This window comes from Chroococcidiopsis sp. SAG 2025 (genome assembly GCF_032860985.1).
GTDB lineage: Bacteria > Cyanobacteriota > Cyanobacteriia > Cyanobacteriales > Chroococcidiopsidaceae > Chroococcidiopsis.
The window spans coordinates 5138126-5158832 of the sequence record NZ_JAOCNC010000001.1 but is presented as its reverse complement, the minus strand read 5'-3'; the positions used below and the strand labels follow the sequence as shown (position 1 = coordinate 5158832).

Annotated in this window: 12 protein-coding genes; 7 read left to right on the top strand and 5 right to left on the bottom strand. The window is 47.7% G+C overall.

From position 1 onward, the window contains the following. Nucleotides 1-370 precede the first annotated feature (370 nt). The 4 genes from N4J56_RS25355 (at nucleotide 371) to N4J56_RS25340 (ending at nucleotide 6454) form a co-directional block, all read left to right on the top strand. A complete protein-coding gene (locus N4J56_RS25355; protein WP_317108966.1) occupies nucleotides 371-3244 on the top strand; it encodes a pitrilysin family protein in 2874 nt (957 codons plus the stop codon). A gap of 225 nt (nucleotides 3245-3469) precedes the next feature. Then, a complete protein-coding gene (locus N4J56_RS25350; protein ID WP_410500589.1) occupies nucleotides 3470-3877 on the top strand; it encodes a plastocyanin/azurin family copper-binding protein in 408 nt (135 codons plus the stop codon). A 168-nt stretch (nucleotides 3878-4045) separates the two neighbouring features. Then, a complete protein-coding gene (gene map, locus N4J56_RS25345; RefSeq protein WP_317108964.1) occupies nucleotides 4046-4876 on the top strand; it encodes a type I methionyl aminopeptidase in 831 nt (276 codons plus the stop codon). A 102-nt stretch (nucleotides 4877-4978) separates the two neighbouring features. After that, nucleotides 4979-6454, top strand: a complete 1476-nt coding sequence (locus N4J56_RS25340) for a pitrilysin family protein (RefSeq protein WP_317108963.1) — start codon at nucleotides 4979-4981, stop codon at nucleotides 6452-6454. A 101-nt stretch (nucleotides 6455-6555) separates the two neighbouring features. Here N4J56_RS25340 and N4J56_RS25335 read toward each other — a convergent pair whose 3' ends face one another. After that, on the bottom strand, nucleotides 6556-9789 hold the full coding sequence (locus N4J56_RS25335; protein ID WP_317108962.1) for an efflux RND transporter permease subunit: 3234 nt from the start codon (nucleotides 9787-9789) through the stop codon (nucleotides 6556-6558). 12 nt (nucleotides 9790-9801) lie between these two features. Next, nucleotides 9802-11130, bottom strand: a complete 1329-nt coding sequence (locus tag N4J56_RS25330) for an efflux RND transporter periplasmic adaptor subunit (RefSeq protein WP_317108961.1) — start codon at nucleotides 11128-11130, stop codon at nucleotides 9802-9804. A gap of 549 nt (nucleotides 11131-11679) precedes the next feature. Between N4J56_RS25330 and N4J56_RS25325 the strand changes: the two genes are divergently transcribed. Further along, on the top strand, nucleotides 11680-12510 hold the full coding sequence (locus tag N4J56_RS25325) for a hypothetical protein (RefSeq protein WP_317108960.1): 831 nt from the start codon (nucleotides 11680-11682) through the stop codon (nucleotides 12508-12510). Nucleotides 12511-12659: 149 nt separating this feature from the next. Beyond that, complete coding sequence (gene ribBA, locus N4J56_RS25320) at nucleotides 12660-14336, top strand: bifunctional 3,4-dihydroxy-2-butanone-4-phosphate synthase/GTP cyclohydrolase II (protein ID WP_317108959.1); 1677 nt, start codon at nucleotides 12660-12662, stop codon at nucleotides 14334-14336. Nucleotides 14337-14353: 17 nt separating this feature from the next. On the opposite strand, the gene N4J56_RS25315 is transcribed toward ribBA, so the two are convergent. Together N4J56_RS25315 and N4J56_RS25310 are read right to left on the bottom strand one after the other, a co-directional pair. Then, nucleotides 14354-14548, bottom strand: a complete 195-nt coding sequence (locus N4J56_RS25315) for a hypothetical protein (protein ID WP_317108958.1) — start codon at nucleotides 14546-14548, stop codon at nucleotides 14354-14356. A gap of 17 nt (nucleotides 14549-14565) precedes the next feature. Beyond that, a complete protein-coding gene (locus N4J56_RS25310; RefSeq protein WP_317108957.1) occupies nucleotides 14566-16557 on the bottom strand; it encodes an ATP-binding protein in 1992 nt (663 codons plus the stop codon). Between the two features lie 380 nt (nucleotides 16558-16937). On the opposite strand from N4J56_RS25310, the gene N4J56_RS25305 reads away from it, so the two are divergent. Continuing rightward, nucleotides 16938-19133 (top strand): response regulator, encoded by a 2196-nt coding sequence (locus N4J56_RS25305; protein WP_317108956.1) that lies wholly within the window; start codon nucleotides 16938-16940, stop codon nucleotides 19131-19133. Nucleotides 19134-19265: 132 nt separating this feature from the next. On the opposite strand, the gene N4J56_RS25300 is transcribed toward N4J56_RS25305, so the two are convergent. Next, nucleotides 19266-20648: an LCP family protein gene (locus tag N4J56_RS25300; RefSeq protein WP_317108955.1), complete on the bottom strand. Its 1383-nt coding sequence runs from the start codon at nucleotides 20646-20648 to the stop codon at nucleotides 19266-19268. Between the last annotated feature and the right edge of the window lie 59 nt (nucleotides 20649-20707).

Genomic DNA, 20707 nt, shown 5'->3' with positions numbered 1-20707 from the left:
AAAGCAATGGTGAAAATTGTACTTGAATTATTTCAAGAATATATAAATTATGGGGCGAATATTGAATTGCGAATTGACTCATGATTGTGGGCGATCTCGTTGGTATTACGCAGACTACGTACACAACTAGATGAGTTGATGAATGTCTAGGATACTCAACTCACTTATTTGAGTCTTAGGCGAATGGAAATTGAATAAGTGAGTGTTGGATGAAAGCCGATCGCAGATAGATTGAGATAAAAAAATTAAACAAAAGTCGATGCCTAAGTAAATAAATAAATGCTAATCCCCAAGTCGCGATCGGCGGACTACAGTAGAGTCAATAAGACTACTGAACTTAGCAACCACTGACTGTCAATCGAAACAATTCATGCGGATTTTTACTTATTTACGCCGTCATCGGCTATTTGTGATTCCATTCACTCTTTGTCTGAGTGGAGTGCTGTTCTTGGCTAATGGAATAACGCTGAGTTTTCCGGCTGCTGCTGACTCTCAGCGTCCTGCTGCTACAGTCACGCGATCGACTCTAGCCGTCACGGAAGATGTCCGTAAAACAATACTGGAAAACGGTTTAACGGTTTTGACTAAAGAAGTCCATACTGCACCAGTCGTTAGCGTCCAAGTATGGTACAAAGTCGGATCGCGCAATGAAGCTCCAGGGGTAAACGGTATTGCCCACCAATTGGAGCATATGCTGTTTAAAGGTACAACGACCCGTCCAATTCAATTTGGTCGCCTGTTTAGTGCTTTAGGCAGCGAGTCCAATGCTTTTACCAGCTTCGACCAAACAGCATATTTTGGCACGGTAGAACGAAATAAATTGAAGGCGCTGCTGGAACTTGAAGCAGACCGGATGCAGAATGCATTAATTAATGACGAACAACTGGCGAGTGAAAAGCGAGTTGTCATTTCTGAGCTACAGGGTTATGAGAATAGTCCTACTTATCGCCTCGATCGCGCCGTAAGGCGTGCCGCGTTTCCTAACTCTCCTTATGGTTTGCCTGTAGGTGGTACGAAAGCTGACGTAGAAAAGTTTACTGCGGAAAAAGTCAGAGATTATTACAACAGGTTTTACAGCCCCGATAACGCCACGCTGATTGTAGTAGGAGATTTTGATACCGCACCAACGTTAAAAGCAGTGGAAGAGGTTTTTGGCAAAGTGCCGGATCGGGTGAAGGAGCAGGGAGCAGGGAGCAGGGAGCAGCGCCCGCTAGCTTTTCCGCCGTGCGACGGCGGAAAGCTTTGCGAGCGGGCGGCAGGGAGCAGGGAATTGGCTGCTGCTCGTTCTAACAGTAAGCCTATCGTTCTCAACGAACCAGGGGCGGCAGCGACGTTGCAAGTCGTGTATCCCTTGCCGGATGCGAATCATCCTGATGTTCCCGCACTGGATGCGATGGATTATATCTTGACAGAAGGGCGGAGTTCTCGGCTGTATCAAAGCTTGGTGGAATCGGGTTTAGCGAGTGCGGCAGGTGGTGGCACGGCGAATATGATGGCAGGGGGTTGGTACGAACTCTCGGCTACAGCGGCTCCAGGGCAAGAGTTAGATAAAATTGACACAGTGCAGGAACAGGCAATCGCGGATTTGCGGACTCAAGGAGTCACGCCAGAAGAACTCAACCGCGCCAAAGCCCAATTAAGATCGACAGTGATTCTGAGCAATCGCGATATCAGTTCCCAAGCGACGCAATTGGGTTACAGCCAAACTACATCTGGCGATTATCGCTATATCGATCGCTACCTAGCAGCTTTAGAGCGGGTGACGGTAGATGATGTCAAGCGGGTAGCAAATACTTACTTAGCTACCGAGAAACGGAGTGTAGGCAAATTTGAACCTACCCAAATCGCCGGACAACCTGGTGGTGCTGGGGCAGCGGGTAGCGGTCAAACGGCGGAAAGCTTTAACCTCGGTCCCCCTGTCGATCCGGCAGAAGTGGCTAAATACCTACCACCAGTAGATGTTGCAGCTACACCGAAAGCGCGGCGGCTACCGGAAGAATTTACTTTGGACAATGGTTTACAGGTGTTGCTCTTGCCAGACTCTAGCACGCCAACCGTGACCTTGAGCGGTTATATCAAGGCAGGGACGGAATTCGATCCAAATCAGTCGGGTGGTTTGGCAAGCATGACCGCAGACAACCTGATGAATGGGACGAAGAGTAAGGATGCTTTGCAACTTGCCAAGACGCTAGAAGATAGAGGGGCGAGTCTGGGTTTTTCTGCGAATCGCGAAGGCGTAGAAATTGCTGGTTATAGCTTAAAAACAGATCTACCTGTAGTGATTCAAACAATGGCAGATGTGGTGCAAAATGCCACATTCCCCGATCGCGAATTAGAACTATCTCGCCAACGCGCTCTCACTAAACTCAAATTAGACTTGGATAATCCTGGGCGGGTAGCGCAACGGAAGTTTCAACAAACGATTTATCCTGCGAATCATCCCTTCCATACTTTCCCTACTAAGGAAAGCTTACAGAGTATTAACCGTCAGGAAGTCGTGAAGTTTTATCAAACGCATTACCGTCCCGACCAAACGATTTTGACTTTATTGGGAGACTTCGATCCAAAGGCAGTGCGATCGCTCTTATCGCAACAGGTAGGGAACTGGAAAGCAACGGGTAAACCGCCTACAGTCGCCTATCCTTCCGTATCTTTACCCCCTAAAATCGAGCAGTTTAACCCCATCATGCCAGGAAAAACTCAATCGATTACATTTATGGGATATCGGGGAATCGATCGCAAAGACCCGCGTTACTACACCTCTTTGGTGTTGAATCAGATTTTAGGTGGCGATACGCTTTCCAGTCGCTTAGGTACAGAAATTCGAGATCGCCAAGGTTTGACTTACGGCATCTACAGCGGCTTCCAAGCTGGCAGACACGCCGGACCATTCCTAATCCAAATGCAAACCGATCCTGGCGATGCGCAAAAAGCGATCGCCAGTACCCGCAAACTGTTGCAACAAATTCAAACTCAAGGCTTTAAACCAGAGGAAGTACAGGCAGCTAAACGCTCTCTTACCAGTAGTTATACTGTTTCCCTTGCTAGTCCTGACGCTCTTGCTAGTACGATCTTAATGAATGCTGTTTTCGGGCTGGGTGAAGAGGAATTACGCGACTTTCCACAAAAAATTCAAGCTGTCACTTTAGAAAAAGTCAATCTGGCAGCAAAAGAATTGTTGCAACCAGATAAGCTGGCGATCGTTACAGCTGGTCCTGGTAGTGCTACAGCACAAGGGAAGTGAGGAGTGAGGGGACAAGGCAGACAAGGCAGACAAGGCAGACAAGGAAGCAGGGGAGAAACTGCTGCGCTTTGCCAAATTCCGAATTTCCCTAACTCCTCACTCCTCTTGACTCCTGACTCTCGCTCCTAACAAGTTAGATATTTATCATCACAAAGAGATTTTATGATGCGCTATTTAAAAAAATTCTTTGTTGTGGCAGGGTTGATAATCTGTACGGCGATCGCTATGCCAAATTTAGCTCAAGCGGCGACGAGTACAACCCCATCTGTAGATTTGTTGCGTCAGCCAGCAACAGAAATTTCCGTCAGCTTGGGGACTGCCAGTAACGAGTTGAAGTTCGTGCCAGATTCTCTAGAATTTTCTGCCTTCAAACGTTACAAACTCGTACTGACCAATCCCAGTCCGCAGAAACACTATTTCACGGCAAAAGATTTTGCTGATGGTATTTGGACGCAAAAAGTAGAAGCTGGCAATGTAGAGATTAAAGGAGCAATCCATGAACTAGAACTCAAACCAGGGGCAAAAGCAGAATGGGTATTTGTACCTTTGAAATCGGGTAAGTACGCTTTGCGCTGTCCGATTCCCGGGCATACAGAAGCAGGAATGAAGGGGAAAATCGCGATCGCCGCATAAGTCAAACCACAATCGGCTCAAAGTGAAGGACTGTAAATTAAAATAGAGAAGGTGTTTGAATCGTTAGCCTGGATAACAAATTCAGATCGCAAATTTACAGACAAGCGCGATCGCATCAGAGCCAACTCGATCTTTCCACAGTCACCCCATCTGTTCCCATAAAACTCCATGAATATTCTCAGTAATCTTCTCCCTCAACAACCTGCTCAATCTCAGCGCCAAAAAAAGCAACGGCGGGGTATTGAAATCAAATCTCCCCGTGAAATCGAAATTATGCGGCAGTCAGCTAAGATTGTGGCAACGGTATTAAAAGAGATTTCTGAGATGGTGCAGCCTGGGATGACGACTGCCGATCTCGATGCCTATGCTGAAAAGCGTATCCGCGAAATGGATGCAACTCCTAGCTTTAAGGGTTATCACGGTTTTCCTGCTTCAATTTGTGCCAGCGTTAATAATGAAGTCGTACATGGAATTCCCAATCCGAAAAAAGTTTTGAAGACAGGAGATGTCTTAAAAGTTGATACAGGAGCTTTTCATCAAGGTTTTCACGGCGATTCTTGCATTACGATCGCCATTGGTGAAGTCAGTCCGACAGCAACTAAACTGATCCGCGTTGCTGAAGAATCTCTCTATAAAGGAATCGAGCAAGTTAAGGCTGGAAATTATCTGATGGATATTGCAGGGGCGATCCAAGACCATGTAGAGGCGAATGGTTTTACAATCGTCGAAGACTTCACCGGACATGGTGTTGGTCGAAACTTACACGAGGAACCCTCGGTTTTCAACTTCCGTACCCGCGAGATGCCTAACGTTAAACTCCGTGCTGGAATGACGCTAGCAATTGAGCCAATTTTGAATGCCGGATCGAGATTTACGCGCATTCTTGCCGATCGCTGGACGGCTGTAACGGTAGATAATGCTCTTTCTGCTCAGTTCGAGCATACCGTGTTAGTTACAGAAAGCGGTTACGAAATTTTGACCGATCGCTCTTTGGTGTAATTTAATTTTGCTGCGTGAAAGTATCATCGTAGGGGCGCACAGCTGTGCGCCCCTACAGTCTACATGACACAATAATTCAAATTGCCCAGATCCAAAATCACTATGACGCGGGACAAGCACCTTATCCGTAATTTTCACAGAATTGGTCTAATACTAATAACGCTTTTATTAATACTTGTTTACCATCCACCAGCCACCGCAGCTACAGCCAAGCACTATACAGAATTAGAATTTCCCCCCCTCAAACAAGTACAAATTCCCAAATACGATCGCTACGAAATGCCAAATGGTATGGTGGTGTATTTGATGCCGGATCGGGATTTACCTTTAGTGGGAGGAACGGCAATAATTCGGACGGGCGATCGCTGGGAACCAGCAGATAAAGTAGGATTGGCAAATTTAACTGGAGTTGTATTGCGAACTGGTGGGACGCAGAAACATTCCGCAGATGAGTTAAATCTGTTATTGGAACAACGAGCAGCAGCGGTAGAAGTTGGAATTAATGATGCTTCTGGTTCTGCTAGTTTTAGCGCCTTGAGTGAAGACTTAGAAAGGGTGTTTGGGCTATTCGCAGAAGTTTTACAACAACCAATATTTGCTCAAGAAAAGTTAGATTTGGCAAAAACTCAAGTTAGAGGCGGAATCGCCCGTCGTAATGACGATCCGAATGGAATCGTCGGGCGGGAGTTTCAAAAATTAGTTTATGGCAGTGATAGCCCTTATGCGCGAACGGTGGAATATGCCACATTAGATAATATTTCCCGCCAGGATTTAGTGAAATTTTATCGTCAATATTTTCATCCCAATAATCTGATTTTGGGCATTGTTGGAGATTTCGACTCGCAGAAAATGCGATCGCTGATTCAAAAATATTTTGGCAATTGGAAATCTCAACCAAATCTATCTCAACCCCAAGTTCCAACAGCCTCTCAGTCTAAGTTGGGCGGATTATATTTTGTCAATCGCCCCCAATTAACTCAAAGCTACGTCCAAGTCGGGCATTTAGGCGGACAGCTCAACAGTCCCGATTATCCAGCTTTAGACGTGATGAATCAAGTCTTAAACGGATTTGGCGGACGGTTGTTTAATTCCGTGCGATCGCGTCAGGGTTTGGCTTATTCCGTCTATGGTGTCTGGAGTCCCCGCTTTGATTATCCTGGGTTGTTTGTAGCGGGGGGACAAACTCGTTCGGCTGCGACTGTCCCTTTTCTGCGTGCGATTCGGACTGAAATTGAAAAACTCCAAACCGACATAGTTCAATCAGATGAGTTACAACGCGCTAAAGAATCAGTATTGAATTCGTTTGTCTTTAATTTTGAAAACCCCAGCCAAACTCTGTCTCGCTTAGTGCGCTACGAATATTTTAGCTATCCGGCAGATTTCTTGTTTCGCTACCAACGCGGCGTACAAGCCACGACTGCGGCTGATGTCCAACGAGTTGCCAAAAAATACCTCCAGCCAGAAAAACTCGTTACCCTAGTTGTGGGTAATGCTAATGCAATTCAACCACCACTGAGCGCGATCGCCTCAGAAGTGATTCCGATTGATATTACAATTCCCGATGCTAAGTCAGGGTAATAAACAAGTCAAAAGTCAAAAGTCAAAAATTAGGAGTCAGGAGTCAGAAGTCAGAAGTAATTCTCCCTCAGCTCCCGATCGCTCCCGATCGCTCTCTTCTCCTACTCCCTGCTCCCTGACAACCGATAACTGACAACTGATGGCTGTTTGCGTCCAGACAAGTCGCGTAGCAACCCCATGATGGCGGGAACTACTGTGGGAGTGAGGATGGTTGAGAAAGCTAAGCCACCAGTGAGGACGATGCCTAACCCTTGATACAATTCGGCTCCTTGTCCTGGGACGACTGCTAAAGGTAACATTCCTAGTACGCTCGTGCCAGCTGACATGAAAATAGCACGGAGGCGATCGCGTGTGGCATTGTAAAGAGACTTATCGTAGTCTTCGCCCTCTGCTTGGAGTTGTAAAGTGCGGTCTACCAAGAGGATCGCATTGTTTACCACTACCCCAGTCAAGATGATAAATCCTAGTGCCGTAATCATATCCAAGGGGATGATAACACCGGGAATTTGGTTGGCGATCGCCAGACTCAACAATCCGCCACTCATTCCCATCGGTACTGTTGCCATAATGACGACTGGGTAGAGAAAAGAGCGATACAGCGCTACTAGTAGCAAGTAAATAATCAGAACAGACAGGATAAAAGCGGAAGACAATTGAGACAAGGTTTCAGCCAAGCGATCGGCAGATCCAGATAAATCTAACCGATATCCAGCGGGAAGATTGGCTCTGAGTGGAGCTAAAACTTGAGTTTCTGCACTATTGACTAACGATCCTAAAGGTGCTGTAGGTTCGAGAGAAGTTGTCAGGGTAATCGATCGCTCTAGGTTGACGTGGTTGACAACATCTGGTCCCGTTGTTTCCCGTACCTCGGCAACATCCGCTAGCTGCACTTGCTGCCCGCGATTGGTATACAGGGGGAGTTGGCGCAATTGTTCTGGAGTTTCGACAAAAAGATTTTGCAACTCCACCGAAACATCTAGTTCTTCTTTGCCATCGATAAAATCAGAAGCGATTCGACCACCTAACGCTGCTTCCACCATCGCTCCTACTTCCGCCTCTGACAGTCCAACTTCAGCTAAACGTTCGCGGTTGGGAATCACCTGCAATTCCCCAGCACCAAAAACATAATCTGACCTGACGTTACGCACGCCAGGAAATCCTCGCAGGCGATCGGTTATCTGCGTTTCCAACTGGCTCAACTGCTGCAAATCTGCACCCACGATTTGAATTTCAAACTCCTTACCTGGGTCTTGAAAAATCGAGAAGCGCGTCGGAATCAGAAAGCGATAGCCAGGAAAGTTATTGCTCTGCTGTCGCATTCGAACGACCATATTCGCAAGTCCGTTGGTAGTGGCAAATTCGGGTTTGAGAATTGCCGCAATCCCGCGCCTACCAGGACGTTCGATAAACATGACGCGATCGATTTCCGGTTGCTTGCTTAAGAAATCTCTTGCAGGTTGAGATAGACGAATAGCTTCGGGAATGCTGGTTCCTGGTAATGGTTCTGCCACCCAAAAAACTAAGTTGCGATTGCCTTCAGGCAGATAATCGGCAGGGGGTAGTAGAAAGATACTTGTAAATAGCAGGATGACGGGAATAGAAACAAGAATTAGCCGACGACCAACGCGACCCGCACCCAACGACCAAAGCACGGTAGATGCTAGAAATGATTCTAATTTGCTTTGAAATAAGCGAAAGACAGCAGAAGTACGAAAAACGACTGATTCGATTTTTTGTCTAATGGTTGTTGGTTGTTGGTTGACAGTTGATGGTTGTTGGTTGGTTGTATCCCGACTCCCGACTCCCGACTCCCGACTCCCGTCTCCTAGCATTTGCATTGCTTCATGCTGTTTGAGAAATAAACCAGAGAGCATTGGCACTAAAGTTAATGCAGCAAATAGAGAAAACAGGGATGCACAGGAAAGGGCGATCGCCATGTCTGCAAATAGCTGTCCGGCTTCTCCCTGTACCATGACTAGGGGAACGAAAACTACAACGTTAGTGAGGGTAGAACCTAACATTGCGCTCCAAACTTCTTGAGTGCCATCGATCGCGGCGCGAACTGCTCCTTTTCCTCGTTGCATGTGAGTAAAGACATTCTCAATCACAACGATCGCGTTGTCTACTACCATCCCTACAGCAAACGCTAACCCCGCTAAGCTAATAATGTTGAGCGATCGCCCCAAAAATGCCATGACGATGAATACTGTTATTAAGGTTGTAGGAATCGTGAGGGCAACGACTGCCACCGTTCGCATCGAACCTAAAAACAGAATTAATACGGCTGTTGCTAGCAGCGCCCCACTAACTAAGTTCCCTTGTACCAAGGCGATCGATTGTCCGATGTAGTCATTCTCATCGTAGTTGTAGACGAAGCGAATACCTTCTCCTTGGCGATCGAACTGGGCTTGCAACTCTGCCAGAGTTGCCCTCACTCCCCTAGATGTCTCCGGTACATTTGCTCCGACGCGCCGGATAATCCCAATTGCCACGGCAGGGGTATTGTTAAAAACTAAAGCACTCTCTAGAGGTTTGCGCCCCATTTGCACGGTTGCCACGTCTCGCATGTAGACTGTACCCGACGGATCGCGCCGCAGCACAAATCCAGCAATTTGCTCGATATCTTGCGATCGGCTGAGGGTACGCACGCGGTATTCTCGTCTACCCAGCGTTAGGGGACCGCCGCGAATGTCGCGATTATTTTCCCGTAAAACGCGCACGACATCGCCTATGGTCAGGTTGCGATCGAATAAAGCTTTGGGGTCAACCCTCACCTCAACTTCCCGTTCCCGACCCCCAGGAATGAGAAACTGCCCTACGCCTTCGACTCGGCGCAATCTCGGTACGATAACTTCTTCTGCCAAGTCGCGGTAGCGATCGGGATTGCTCTGAAACCCTTGTTTTGGGGCGAGGACAACCCACATCATCGGCGAACTATTACCCCCGACCATCTCCACATCAGACTCATTGACTTCTGCGGGGAGTTCCTCTACTTGTTGCAACTTATTCAACACATCCACCATCCGCTCGTTCACATCGCTGTTCCAAGTAAACTCAAGCGTGATGGCACTAATACCAGGACGGGAGTTGCTAGTAATCTCCTGTACTCCTAAAACTTCTTCCATCCGTTCTTCGATGGGACGAGTCACGAGGTCTTCTACTTCTGTGGAAGCCGCACCAGGATAGGTGGTAGTGATAGTAATTTCAGGGCGATCGCCTCCTGGTTGTAGTTCTAAAGGCAAACTCAACAGTGAAAAGATGCCAAATACGGCAAGCAGGCAAAACAACACGAAAGTACCGTGCCGCCAGCGGACGGCTGTTTCAATCAAGTTCATGGTAATTACGACTTACGACTTACGACTTACAGCCGCCCCATCTTTTAATCCATCCCCACCCCGTACAACGATCGCTTGTCCTTGGCTCAGTTGTGGGTTGGCGATCGCCATTTTTTCGCCCATGTCTGCCACGAGTTCGACTTCTAGTTGTCTGGCTTTACCGTCAGCAATGGTAAATACTAGCCAGCGATTTTCGCGCCGAGTCAATGCATCGCGGGGGACGACAAAACTAGGAGTATCGCTAGGCAACTGTAACTGTGCTTGTACTGCCATTCCTGGCAAGAGGTTGGCAGGGGGATTTGACAGTCTCACCCGCACGCGCTGTCGTCGGGAAGCTGTGTCGGCAGATGGTATGATACCCGTTAAGGTAGCGCGATCGCGCCAGTTGGGTAGCGCCCTGGCAGTTAACTCGACGGGCATACCCGCTCTTACACTGCCGCTGAGTGATTCTGGCACTTCTAGAAATACGTCTAACTGAGTGCCATTAACCTTAGTGGCAATCTCGTCACCGCTTTCTACCAAGTCTCCGCTACTGACTTGCCGTGTTTGGATGACACCGCTCGATACAGCTCTGATGCGCGTGCGTTGCAACGCTAATTCTGCTTGGCTTAATGCAGACTCGGCGGCGGCTACATTAGCTCGTTGCGCCTCAATTTCCTCGCGAGTGGGACCGGCGGTGGCTTCTGCTAACTCCGCTTGGGCTTGCATTCGCTCCCCTCTAGCGGCATCTGTCCGCGATTCTGCTTCGACTAATTCCCGGCGCGAGAGTGCGCCAGTAGTAACTAGACTTCTGGTTCGTTCTGAATTGTCTTGAGCTTCCTGTTCCCGCGCTTGAGCTGCTCGGACTTCGGCTTGCCTTTGGGCGATGATTTCCTGCCTCGTACCAACTTCTAAGCGTGCCAATTCGCTCCGAGCTTGAGCCAGCCTTGCTCTTGCTTCGGCTACAGCTAAACGCTGATCTGTATCGTCAAGGATGGCTACAACCGTACCAGGAGTGATGCGATCGCCTGGTTGGACTAAAACTTGTTGCACGACTCCCGATGTTCTGGTGCGGACTGTAGCGCTCTCACTTGCCTCGACTTGCCCTAACATACTGGTGCTTCGAGTTGCCGTACCTGAAGTTAAGGCGATCGTCTCTATGGGACGAGGTGGTTGCGGTTTTGCTGCCGCTGGTGCAGTGGCTTGGCTGGCGGGAGTTAATCCCCGTCCCAGTCCAACGCCTCCAGCTCCGACTAGGAGCATGAGTAGCAGCCACCACCGTTTCTGGGAGCGGGGTGACGGCGGCGGAGTCTGCAATTCTTCTCGGTTTGAAACGGAAACTTGGGAATCAGAGGTTGGCACGCTCGATACTCCTATCTCAAGAGTTAACGTTTAATCGTTGACGGTTGATACTCGTAACGCTGTTTTTGTCAAGCTGTTTTTGTTAACTATCTATGCAGCATGGCAAAGATAAATATGTAGTTGACATCCACGCGATCGCCTGATGTTGCAAGGATTCTCTTCTGCCTCCTATCTTTTGCCTGCTGGCAAAATCAGTTATTTCCCTCTACTGTCTATCGCTCGCGATCGCTCCATTAGATTGCCTTAACATCATTTCTGGCTACTCTGTCTGCTTTAAACAGGTAGTTCGTTAGTTAATAGCATGAAGTTTGATGGATAAATGTGACATCAATATGACACATTTATTAAATTTTCCTTAAACCTCAATTCGCAAGATTGAGTTACGTAAGTATCGCGAAATAATTTATACTGCCAGTAGTTAAATTACAGAGAGTTTGCTTTCACTACTACCAGTAACGGAACCGTCAGTACTAGTGTGCTGTCAGTGAGAAAAATTGCTCTGGATACAGAACTAGTCTTTTGAGTGAGATTGATGTGAGGAGGATTTTCGTGCCAAAACTAAAACTGAATGCAAGAATTGTGCGATCGCTCGCACCAGCCATGCCATTAGCCATACCATTAATTGTTTTGGGAGCAATCCCTGGTATTGCTGCCACTTTTGCTAGTTCTGAATCCACAGTTACACTTGACAACTTTAGTCATAATCCCTTCGATAGCGAGGTAATTACTGACACTTTTACGAATACTTTTGCCACAGATGATAATGTTAATACTAGTACAGATGCAATAGCAAACTTTATTACGGAACCACCATCTGCTTTCAACTCATCATTTAGTAGTACTGATGGTACTGGCAACAACTACTCTGGTACGGCAGACAGTTTTGCTGGAGTTTTAGGTAACTTTAGCGTTAATAGTGGCGAAACTTTTTCTTTTAATTTCGATGCTGATTTAAATTTAACAACATCCATAGACAATCCGCAAACTGAAACCGCGATCGCTGACGGTACGGTTTCTTTTGCCATATATGATACTAGTAATGTAGATAGTTGGACGCTTCTAGACTCATTTACAATTTCAGGAAATGTGACTTCTGGAAACAACGATTTTCTCAATTTTAATTCAAGTGATGGAACTCAATTAAATCTGAGTAATATTAGTCTGACTACAAATTTTGGCGGCGATCGAGAATCTGCATCAGCTTCAACCGAAGGTCTCTTTTCTCGTACTTTCGATCGCGTGACAAACTTAACCTTAGTAGAAGTCAAGGAAAATCGATCTACTGTTGCCGTACCGGAACCCTCAATTGTTGCTGGCACAATTTTAGGTATCTTTGCTTTAGGATATCGAGCCTGGAGTCGGCGAGTAACGGTCAAATAATCAGAAAAGAGACGTTAGTAGGGACACACAGATGTGCGCCCCTACAAATCGTGGATCTCATTTAATTGAAAATGGTTAGATCTCCTTTTATCCCTAGTCCAGTTAAAGCGGCTAAAATCAGAGATAGATTTTGTTTGTGATGTATTTTTGTGCAGCCTCAGAACGCTTCTAATCAATCTTTTGTGTTTGACTCGATCGATGCCGCTCTCGCCGACCTTAAAGCTGGACGCTCTATTGTTGTAGTAGACGACGAAAATCGCGAGAATGAGGGCGACCTCATTTGTGCCGCTCAGTTCGCGACTCCAGACACGATCAATTTTATGGCAGTAGAGGCGCGGGGATTAATCTGTTTGGCAATGACGGGCGATCGCTTGGACGAACTCGATCTACCGTTGATGGTAACCAATAACACCGACAGCAACCAAACTGCTTTTACGGTAAGTATCGATGCTGCAACACATTTAGGCGTGACAACGGGTATTTCTGCCGAAGATCGCGCCCGCACGATTCAAGTTGCGATCAACCCCGCCACTAAACCCTCAGATCTGCGCCGTCCCGGTCATATTTTTCCCATCCGCGCCAGGACTGGTGGGGTACTCAAACGTGCCGGACATACAGAAGCAGCGATCGATCTAGCGCAATTAGCAGGGCTGTATCCGGCGGGGGTGATCTGTGAAATCCAAAACCCCGATGGTTCGATGGCACGGTTGAATCAGTTGATGGAATACGCCAAACATCACCAACTGAAAATTATTAGTATTGCCGATTTGATTAGCTATCGCTTGCAAAACGAGCGATTTGTGACTCGCGAGACCATTGCTCAATTACCGACTTCCTTCGGTGAATTTCAGATCTATGCTTATCGCAACAGCGTAGATAACTCCGAACACGTAGCAATTGTTAAAGGCGATCCGGCTCAATTTCGCGATCGCCCCGTGATGGTGCGGATGCATTCGGAATGTCTCACGGGCGATGCTTTGGGTTCGCTGCGCTGCGACTGTCGGATGCAACTACAAGCAGCTTTGAAAACGATCGAACATGCGGGTGCGGGGGTTGTCGTTTATCTACGTCAAGAAGGTAGAGGCATAGGCTTAATTAATAAACTAAAAGCGTATTCCCTGCAAGATATGGGGTTAGACACGGTAGAAGCCAACGAACGCCTGGGCTTTCCTGCCGACTTGCGCAACTACGGGGTAGGAGCGCAAATTCTCAACGATTTAGGTGTGAAACAAATTCGGTTAATTACCAATAATCCCCGCAAAATTGCTGGATTGAAGGGGTACGGTTTAGAAGTCGTCGATCGCGTGCCGTTGCTGATTGAAGCCAACGATTACAACTCGAACTACCTTGCCACCAAAGCCAGCAAGCTAGGGCATATGCTCTTACAAACATACTTAGTTGCTGCGGCAATTCACTGGCAAGAAGAATCTTTATCCGTCACGCAACGTTACGAGCGGTTAGAAAAGCTACGGCACATAGTCAGGACACATGATTTGTTATTGCAGGAAGAGGCGCGACCGTTAGCAGTAGCACTGTTCGGTCAACCTTCCCTAACATTTCACGTTGGCTTAGATCAACCCGAACTAGCTGCACCAGATTGGTATCAGCAACCAAATCATCCCTATCTAAAAGCGATCGCTCAAATTCTCGATAGCATATCGACCTTCCCCTACGTCCAGCGACTAGAATTCCTCGTTGCTCCCGGTCACGATCCGCTTACGGGTCTGCAAGTCCAATTAAACCGACACAATATTGGTACTGATATCCCACCTTCTGCAATCTTCGATCGACTAGAAACCCAGAAGATTTACTGTTTTGGGTGTTAGTTGTCATTGGTCATTGGTCATTGGTCAGTGACTAGCGGCTGGTGGAACCAGTAGTAAATAAAGTGTGGGGTGTGAGGAATGGGGTGTAGGGTGTAGGGTGTAGGGGTCGAATTGTGAACTGTGAATTGTCTTGCTCCCTCAACTCCCTCAGCGACCTTGCGCTCTCTTCTCTCCCGTGTCCCCGTGTCCCCGTGTCCCCGTGTCTCCCTCACTCCTCGCTCCTCACTCCTCACCCCTCATAAAGAGGTAATTCAATCCAAAAGCGACTTCCTTGCCCTAGTTGCGATTCTACGCCGACACAGCCGCCCATGCGTTCGATGCTTTTACGCACGATCGCTAAGCCGATGCCCGTACCTGGATAAGATTCAATTCCGTGTAGGCGCTCGAAAATGCGGAAGATCCGTTCGGTATCGCTTGATGCAATACCGATGCCGTTATCGATAATCCACAGGCGTGCCCACTGCTGTTGGTGGTATCGGATGAGCTGGTATTTTATTTCAACCTGCGGGTGGCTTTCTGGTTTGATAAACTTGAGGGCATTACTGAGCAAATTGGCGATCGCTTGGGTTAAGGTTTGGCTATGTGCTAAAACAGTCGGGAGAGGTGTTGTGACTGTAATTTCTGCCTGCTTTTCCTGCAAGTCTGTTTCTAATTGTTTGCGGGCAGATGCAATCGTTGTCATCAATGCGACGGGTTGTAAGGTAATTTTCGTGCGAGTCAGCTGGCTGTAGGCTAGTAACTCGGCAATCAGTCGATCCATCTGCACTGCGTCTGCGGTAATTGACTGGATGTATTCTCTACCCAAGTCATCAAGGCGATCGCTATAGTCTTCTTGCAATGCTTGGGCAAATCCTCGGATCGTCCGCAGTGGCGCGCGTAAGTCGTGGGAAGCTGAATAAGCAAAAGCTTCTAATTCTCGATTAATCTCCTGAAGTTGTGCCGTGCGATCGCTCACTTTTTGTTCTAAGGTGGCATTGAGTTGCTGAATTTCGGCGGCGGTGCGTTGACGTTCGGTTAACTGAATTTGCAATTGTTCGTTACTGAGATTGAGTTGTTGCTGTTGCTCGAATAAAGCGCAGACGAGATGCTTTAACGAGCGAGATAGCCGCCCGATTTCATCGCTGCTGGTAATTAAAGGTAGGTCTGTATTTGTCTCCCCTTGTCGTAGACGATCCGCCGCTGTCGCGATCGCGAGTAAGGGATAGGTGAGGCGACGCATGACAAACCATCCAGCAATGGCAAACAATATCCCTAATGTCAGATCTTGAGTAAAAATCTGGCGTTGTAAAGCCCGCACGGGTGCAAGTGCAAGATCGGCTTGTTGCCGCACTATGATCGTCCAACCGAGTCCAGGGTAATTTCGATATCCCGTACTACGGGCAAAACCCGTGAGATAGAGATCGCCGTCCGACCAGGTTTCGAGTGCGTAGCCGTTGCCTTGCTGCTGTAATGTTTGTAGATTAGGCAGCGAGGGGATTCGGTCTTGCAGTTCGATGGGCGCGAGTAGCACTTTGCCAGAGGCACTGAAGATGAAAACTTCCACCTGCGATCGATTTTGTAGCGGTTGTAATAAAGAGTCCCGAATTTCTTTTGCCCACGTCCAACTGAGATGAGCGCCCAGTACGCCTGTCAACTTACCCGCCGAGTCAGTTACGGGAGCCGAGATATCGATAAAGCGTAGGGGTTCGTTGGCTGGATTTGGTAGTAGCTTGGCTAAGAGCATAGCTTCGTGAACGTCGCCAACCGCTGCTTGAGTGCGGGCGTTTTGAAACCACGGTCGTTGAGCGACACTGAGATTTTCTAACAGTTTGCCCGTACTGACGAGAACCTGACCTGTGGCATCTGTCAAGCCAATCCAGCTATAAGTGGGATAAGTGCTTTGCAACCTGTCGAGTAGCGATCGCTTTTGGGATCGAGGAGAGTTGGGATTGCTCAACAAATCTAGCTCGGTCAGGTTTTGGATCTCGCGATATCGCTCGAACATGCCGCGATCGAGTTTATCAGATACTTGGTATGCTAACTGCTCTAACGCAATGCCAGCATTAGTTTTGACGCGATCGCTCGCCGTAGCACTGACCGTAATACTCGCGATGACTGCCATGACTAGCGCAATACTACATATTGTTAAGCCTAGCCGCGCCCTCAAGCTTTGACGCGGATCGAGGCGCGTAGCCACGCGATCGAGCAATTTTTCTGAAGCCAAAATTTGATGAAATGCCATCGGCGTATTTTCTAGTCCAAACTATTTTGGCAAATGATTTTGGCGCAATACAGGTCGATTTTCGCTCTCTTGCCGCGTTGCATCCTAAAATTGCATTGCAATAGTAGTCAGATGAGTCATTGCTGCTCTTTTTAGTTAATTTTCAGCTTTTTACTAATAAGTTGGTGTTATTATTTTCTGACGAGATAATGCCAGCGGAATATAAAAATATCAATGCCGATTGCTAAACTTCGTACATTTTGTTGTGTACAATCAATAGTTAAAACTTTCGTAACAGCGTCACTGAAATTGATATCTCTTTAACAAAATTTGTTTAACAAAATTTGGATAATCTCATATTACTAAAAATACTGAAATTTTAAAAAATATTTAAACATCGAATGTTACGTATTCTGTTGATAGACGATAATCCTAGCGATCGCCAGCTCGAAAGTCGCGAACTTCGGCGCGAGTTTGCCGAAATAGAAATCCAAACGGCGATCGATACGGCTGAGTTTGAACGCACTTTAGCAGCAGGCGGATTCGATCTCGTCATCACAGATCATCAACTGCATTGGAGCGATGGACTAGCTATTTTGGATGCTGTCAAAGCTAAGTATCCCGAATGTCCGGTGATTTTGTTTACCGATAGCGGTACGGAAGAAGTTGCTGTTGCTGCTATGAAGCGGGGAGCGACAGATTACGTCCGTAAGGGAAAACCCTATCGCCTCGCGATCGCCGTGCGCGAAGCTGTAGAAAAGCAAAACCTGCGACAGGAACGAGCCAAAGCGATCGAACAAATGCAGCTTTCGGAAGCGAATTTACGATTTGCGCTAGAGGCGGCTGATATCACTGCCTATACTTGGAATTTGCAAACCGGAGCAGTTCGTCGTTTGGAGAATGCGGGTAACTTGTCGGGACTTGGGAATGGCGAGATCGTAGGGTCGTTCGAGCAAGTGGTGAATCTAGTTCATCCCGACGATCGGGCACTATTTCAAGCTGGGATTCAAACCGCCATTAAAACAGGAACCTATAGCTGCGAATTTCGCATTTTCAAACCAGATGGCTCGGTTGCATGGGTTCTAGATAAAGGGCGAACGATTTACGATCGCTCGGGAAACCCAGTAGGACTGTTTGGCATTGCCTTGGATATCACGCAACGCAAACAACTCGAACAAGAACAAGCGCGGCTATTTGAGCTAGAACAAGTTGCCCGTAATGCTGCTGAAGCCGCCAACCGAGTTAAAGATGAGTTTTTGGCAGTGCTTTCGCATGAGTTGCGATCGCCACTGAATGCAATTTTAGGTTGGGCGACAATTCTCGAATCGGGACGACGAGATGAAACGACGCTACAGCGAGCAATTAGTACGATCTTGCGCAACGCTCAGGTACAAACTCAATTGATTGAAGATCTGCTCGACGTGTCTCGCATCGTGCAGGGTAAATTAAAGCTACAGTTTATTCCACTCAATTTAGCTACCCCAATTCAAGCCGCGATCGAAACAGTTGAGTTGAGCGCTCAAGCCAAATCAATCGATTTGCAGATCTTCCTCGATCGCGATCTAGGATTCGTTTATGGCGATCCCAATCGATTACAACAAGTTGTCTGGAATTTACTCACAAATGCGATTAAGTTCACACCATATGGTGAGCGGGTTGAAGTGTGCTTGTCGCTTGAAAAAAGGAGCCAGCAATTAGTAGCAAAAAATCGAGAAGCGTCTTCCGACTCCCACTCTCCCACTCCCGAATCCCTCTCTTATGCTCAAATTACAGTTAGTGACACTGGTAAAGGTATTGCAACTGAGTTTTTACCCTATGTATTCGAGTTATTTCGGCAAGCTGATGCTTCGACTACCCGCAACTACAAGGGACTAGGACTTGGCTTGGCGATCGTGCGCTATCTGGTGGAAATGCACGGCGGTTCGGTAGCCGTCGAGAGCCTGGGAGAAGGGCACGGAGCCACGTTTACAATATTATTGCCTTTGATGGAAAGTCTGGAGCCGGGAGGCGCAGGGGCGGGTTTAGCAAAAGATTCGCGGCTTACGTCAATAAATTGTGACTCAAAATCCGCGCGTACAGGGGAGTCGGGGAAGAAAGCAGAGGAGACTTGGAGACTAGGAGCAGGGGAGAAAATACCTCTCACTCCTCACTCCTCACTCCTCACTCCTCACTCCTCACTCCTGACTACTCCATTACCCCTCAACAATCTGCGCGTGTTGGTCGTTGATGACGAACCAGATAGCTGTGAAGTGATCGCAGTGATTTTGCAAACGAGCGGTGCAAGGACGTATACTGCTGGCTCAGTACAAGCAGCTTTGCAAGCCCTAGAAGCTTTCCAGCCAGATTTGCTAGTCAGTGACATAGGAATGCCGGGAGAAGATGGATATGCGTTGATCCGCCAGCTCAGAACTAAAACAACAGCACAACGGCAGATTCCGGCGATCGCGTTGACAGGATTTGCCAGACTTGAGGATCGAACTCAGGCGATCGCGGCTGGCTTTCATCGTCATTTACCTAAACCCATCGATCCAGACACGCTGATTGCCGTAGTTACAGATCTGATACAAGAGACAGGTAGGACATTTGATAATTGGTAGTTGGTAATTGGTAATTGGTAGTTGGTAGTTGCGTTGTGTGTTGCGGTGCGGTGCGGTGCGAGATCGAAAGTGGCGAGTGGCAAGAGGCAAATTTTGACTTTTGACTTTTGACTTTTGACTTTTGCCTTGTTCTCACCGCCAGTCTGTACCAATACGGATTGTGAGCGAAGAATCCAAATCGCCGATCGCGGCGGCTTCAATATTGCCGACACCTAAGATTTGCTGAATTTTAGTTGCTGCTTTGGTATCACCTTTTTGAGCGATGATATTAGTCTGGCGTTGAATATCCGACCAATCGGAGACGGCATAGACGTTTGTAAAGCCTCTGTGCTTGAGGTATTTGACGACTTTTTGACTCAATTTAGGTCTGCCCGAAGCATTTTGCACGGCAATTTTTAGGCTGGTCAGCGGTTTGGGTTTGGGTGCAGCCCCAATCGTAGAAGTCCCGAAGTACTGACTCATAATCTGGTCTTGACCTGAAGTATAGAGCCAATAGCTGCTGGGGTCTTGACTATAAGGGCTGAGATCTCCTGGTAATAAGAGCATTTGCCAGTGTTGCGGCTTCATTTGGACGCTAAAATGCACGATCGCCCTCAGCTCTTCTGGACTGAGATTGGTTTCCACCGCAGTTTGCATAATTTTGGTAATTTCGGGCAGTTGGGGTAGTATTGCCGGACTAGTAAGGCGATCGCGCAAAGCTGCAATCAACATCTGCTGGCGCTGGATGCGATCGAGGTCTCCCTGGTTTGAGGCGCGGAAACGAGCAAACTGTTCTGCTTGTTCCCCATTTAAAGTTTGCCAGCCTTGTTCTAGATCGATCTGCAACCGTTGCGTCCGGTCTTGGTATACCATGCGTTGAGGGACAAATACCTCAATCCCTCCCATCCGATCTACTAATTGCCGCAAAGCATCTGTATTGATGCTGAGGTAGCGATCGATCGGCACATTATTTAACGTGCGGCTGACAACCCGCGCTGTTAAAGGTGCGCCCCCCAAGGCATAAGCGCGAGAAATTTTATCTAGACCGATCTTGGGTATGACAACTTGACTATCTTTAGGAATTGAAAGTACCCTGATGGCTGGGCGATCCGGATTGAAGCGGACTAACAGCATTGTATCGCTAGTCCCAGTTGCCGACGCAGATTTATGATTATACCCGATGGTGCTAGGAGGAGGTTCGATACCCAGAACGAGAATATTTACCGGACGGGAGAGATTGTAGGGCAAGCCATTGCGGAGGAAAGTACTACGCGGTTGCGGAGAGTCTCTAGATAGCAAGTCAGAAGAAGTGCGACTGCCCCAAATTGGTAATAGCAGCGCCACCATTGCCCCTAGCAAGATCGACAAATTAACCACGCCAATCCAAAATAGGAGACGGTTTCTTGTCATCTGAAACCACAACCAACGGCGAAAAGACAAGAAATTCTGGCGAGTGACAGACAGCGATCGCCTTACCTCCACTTCTTGCAGTTGTCGTTTCAACCGCCGATCGACTCGTTTTAGTACTCCAATCACAGCAACTTATTCCCCCAAGCCAAACCCTACAGAAATAGTAATCCAATAAGTTACGATTG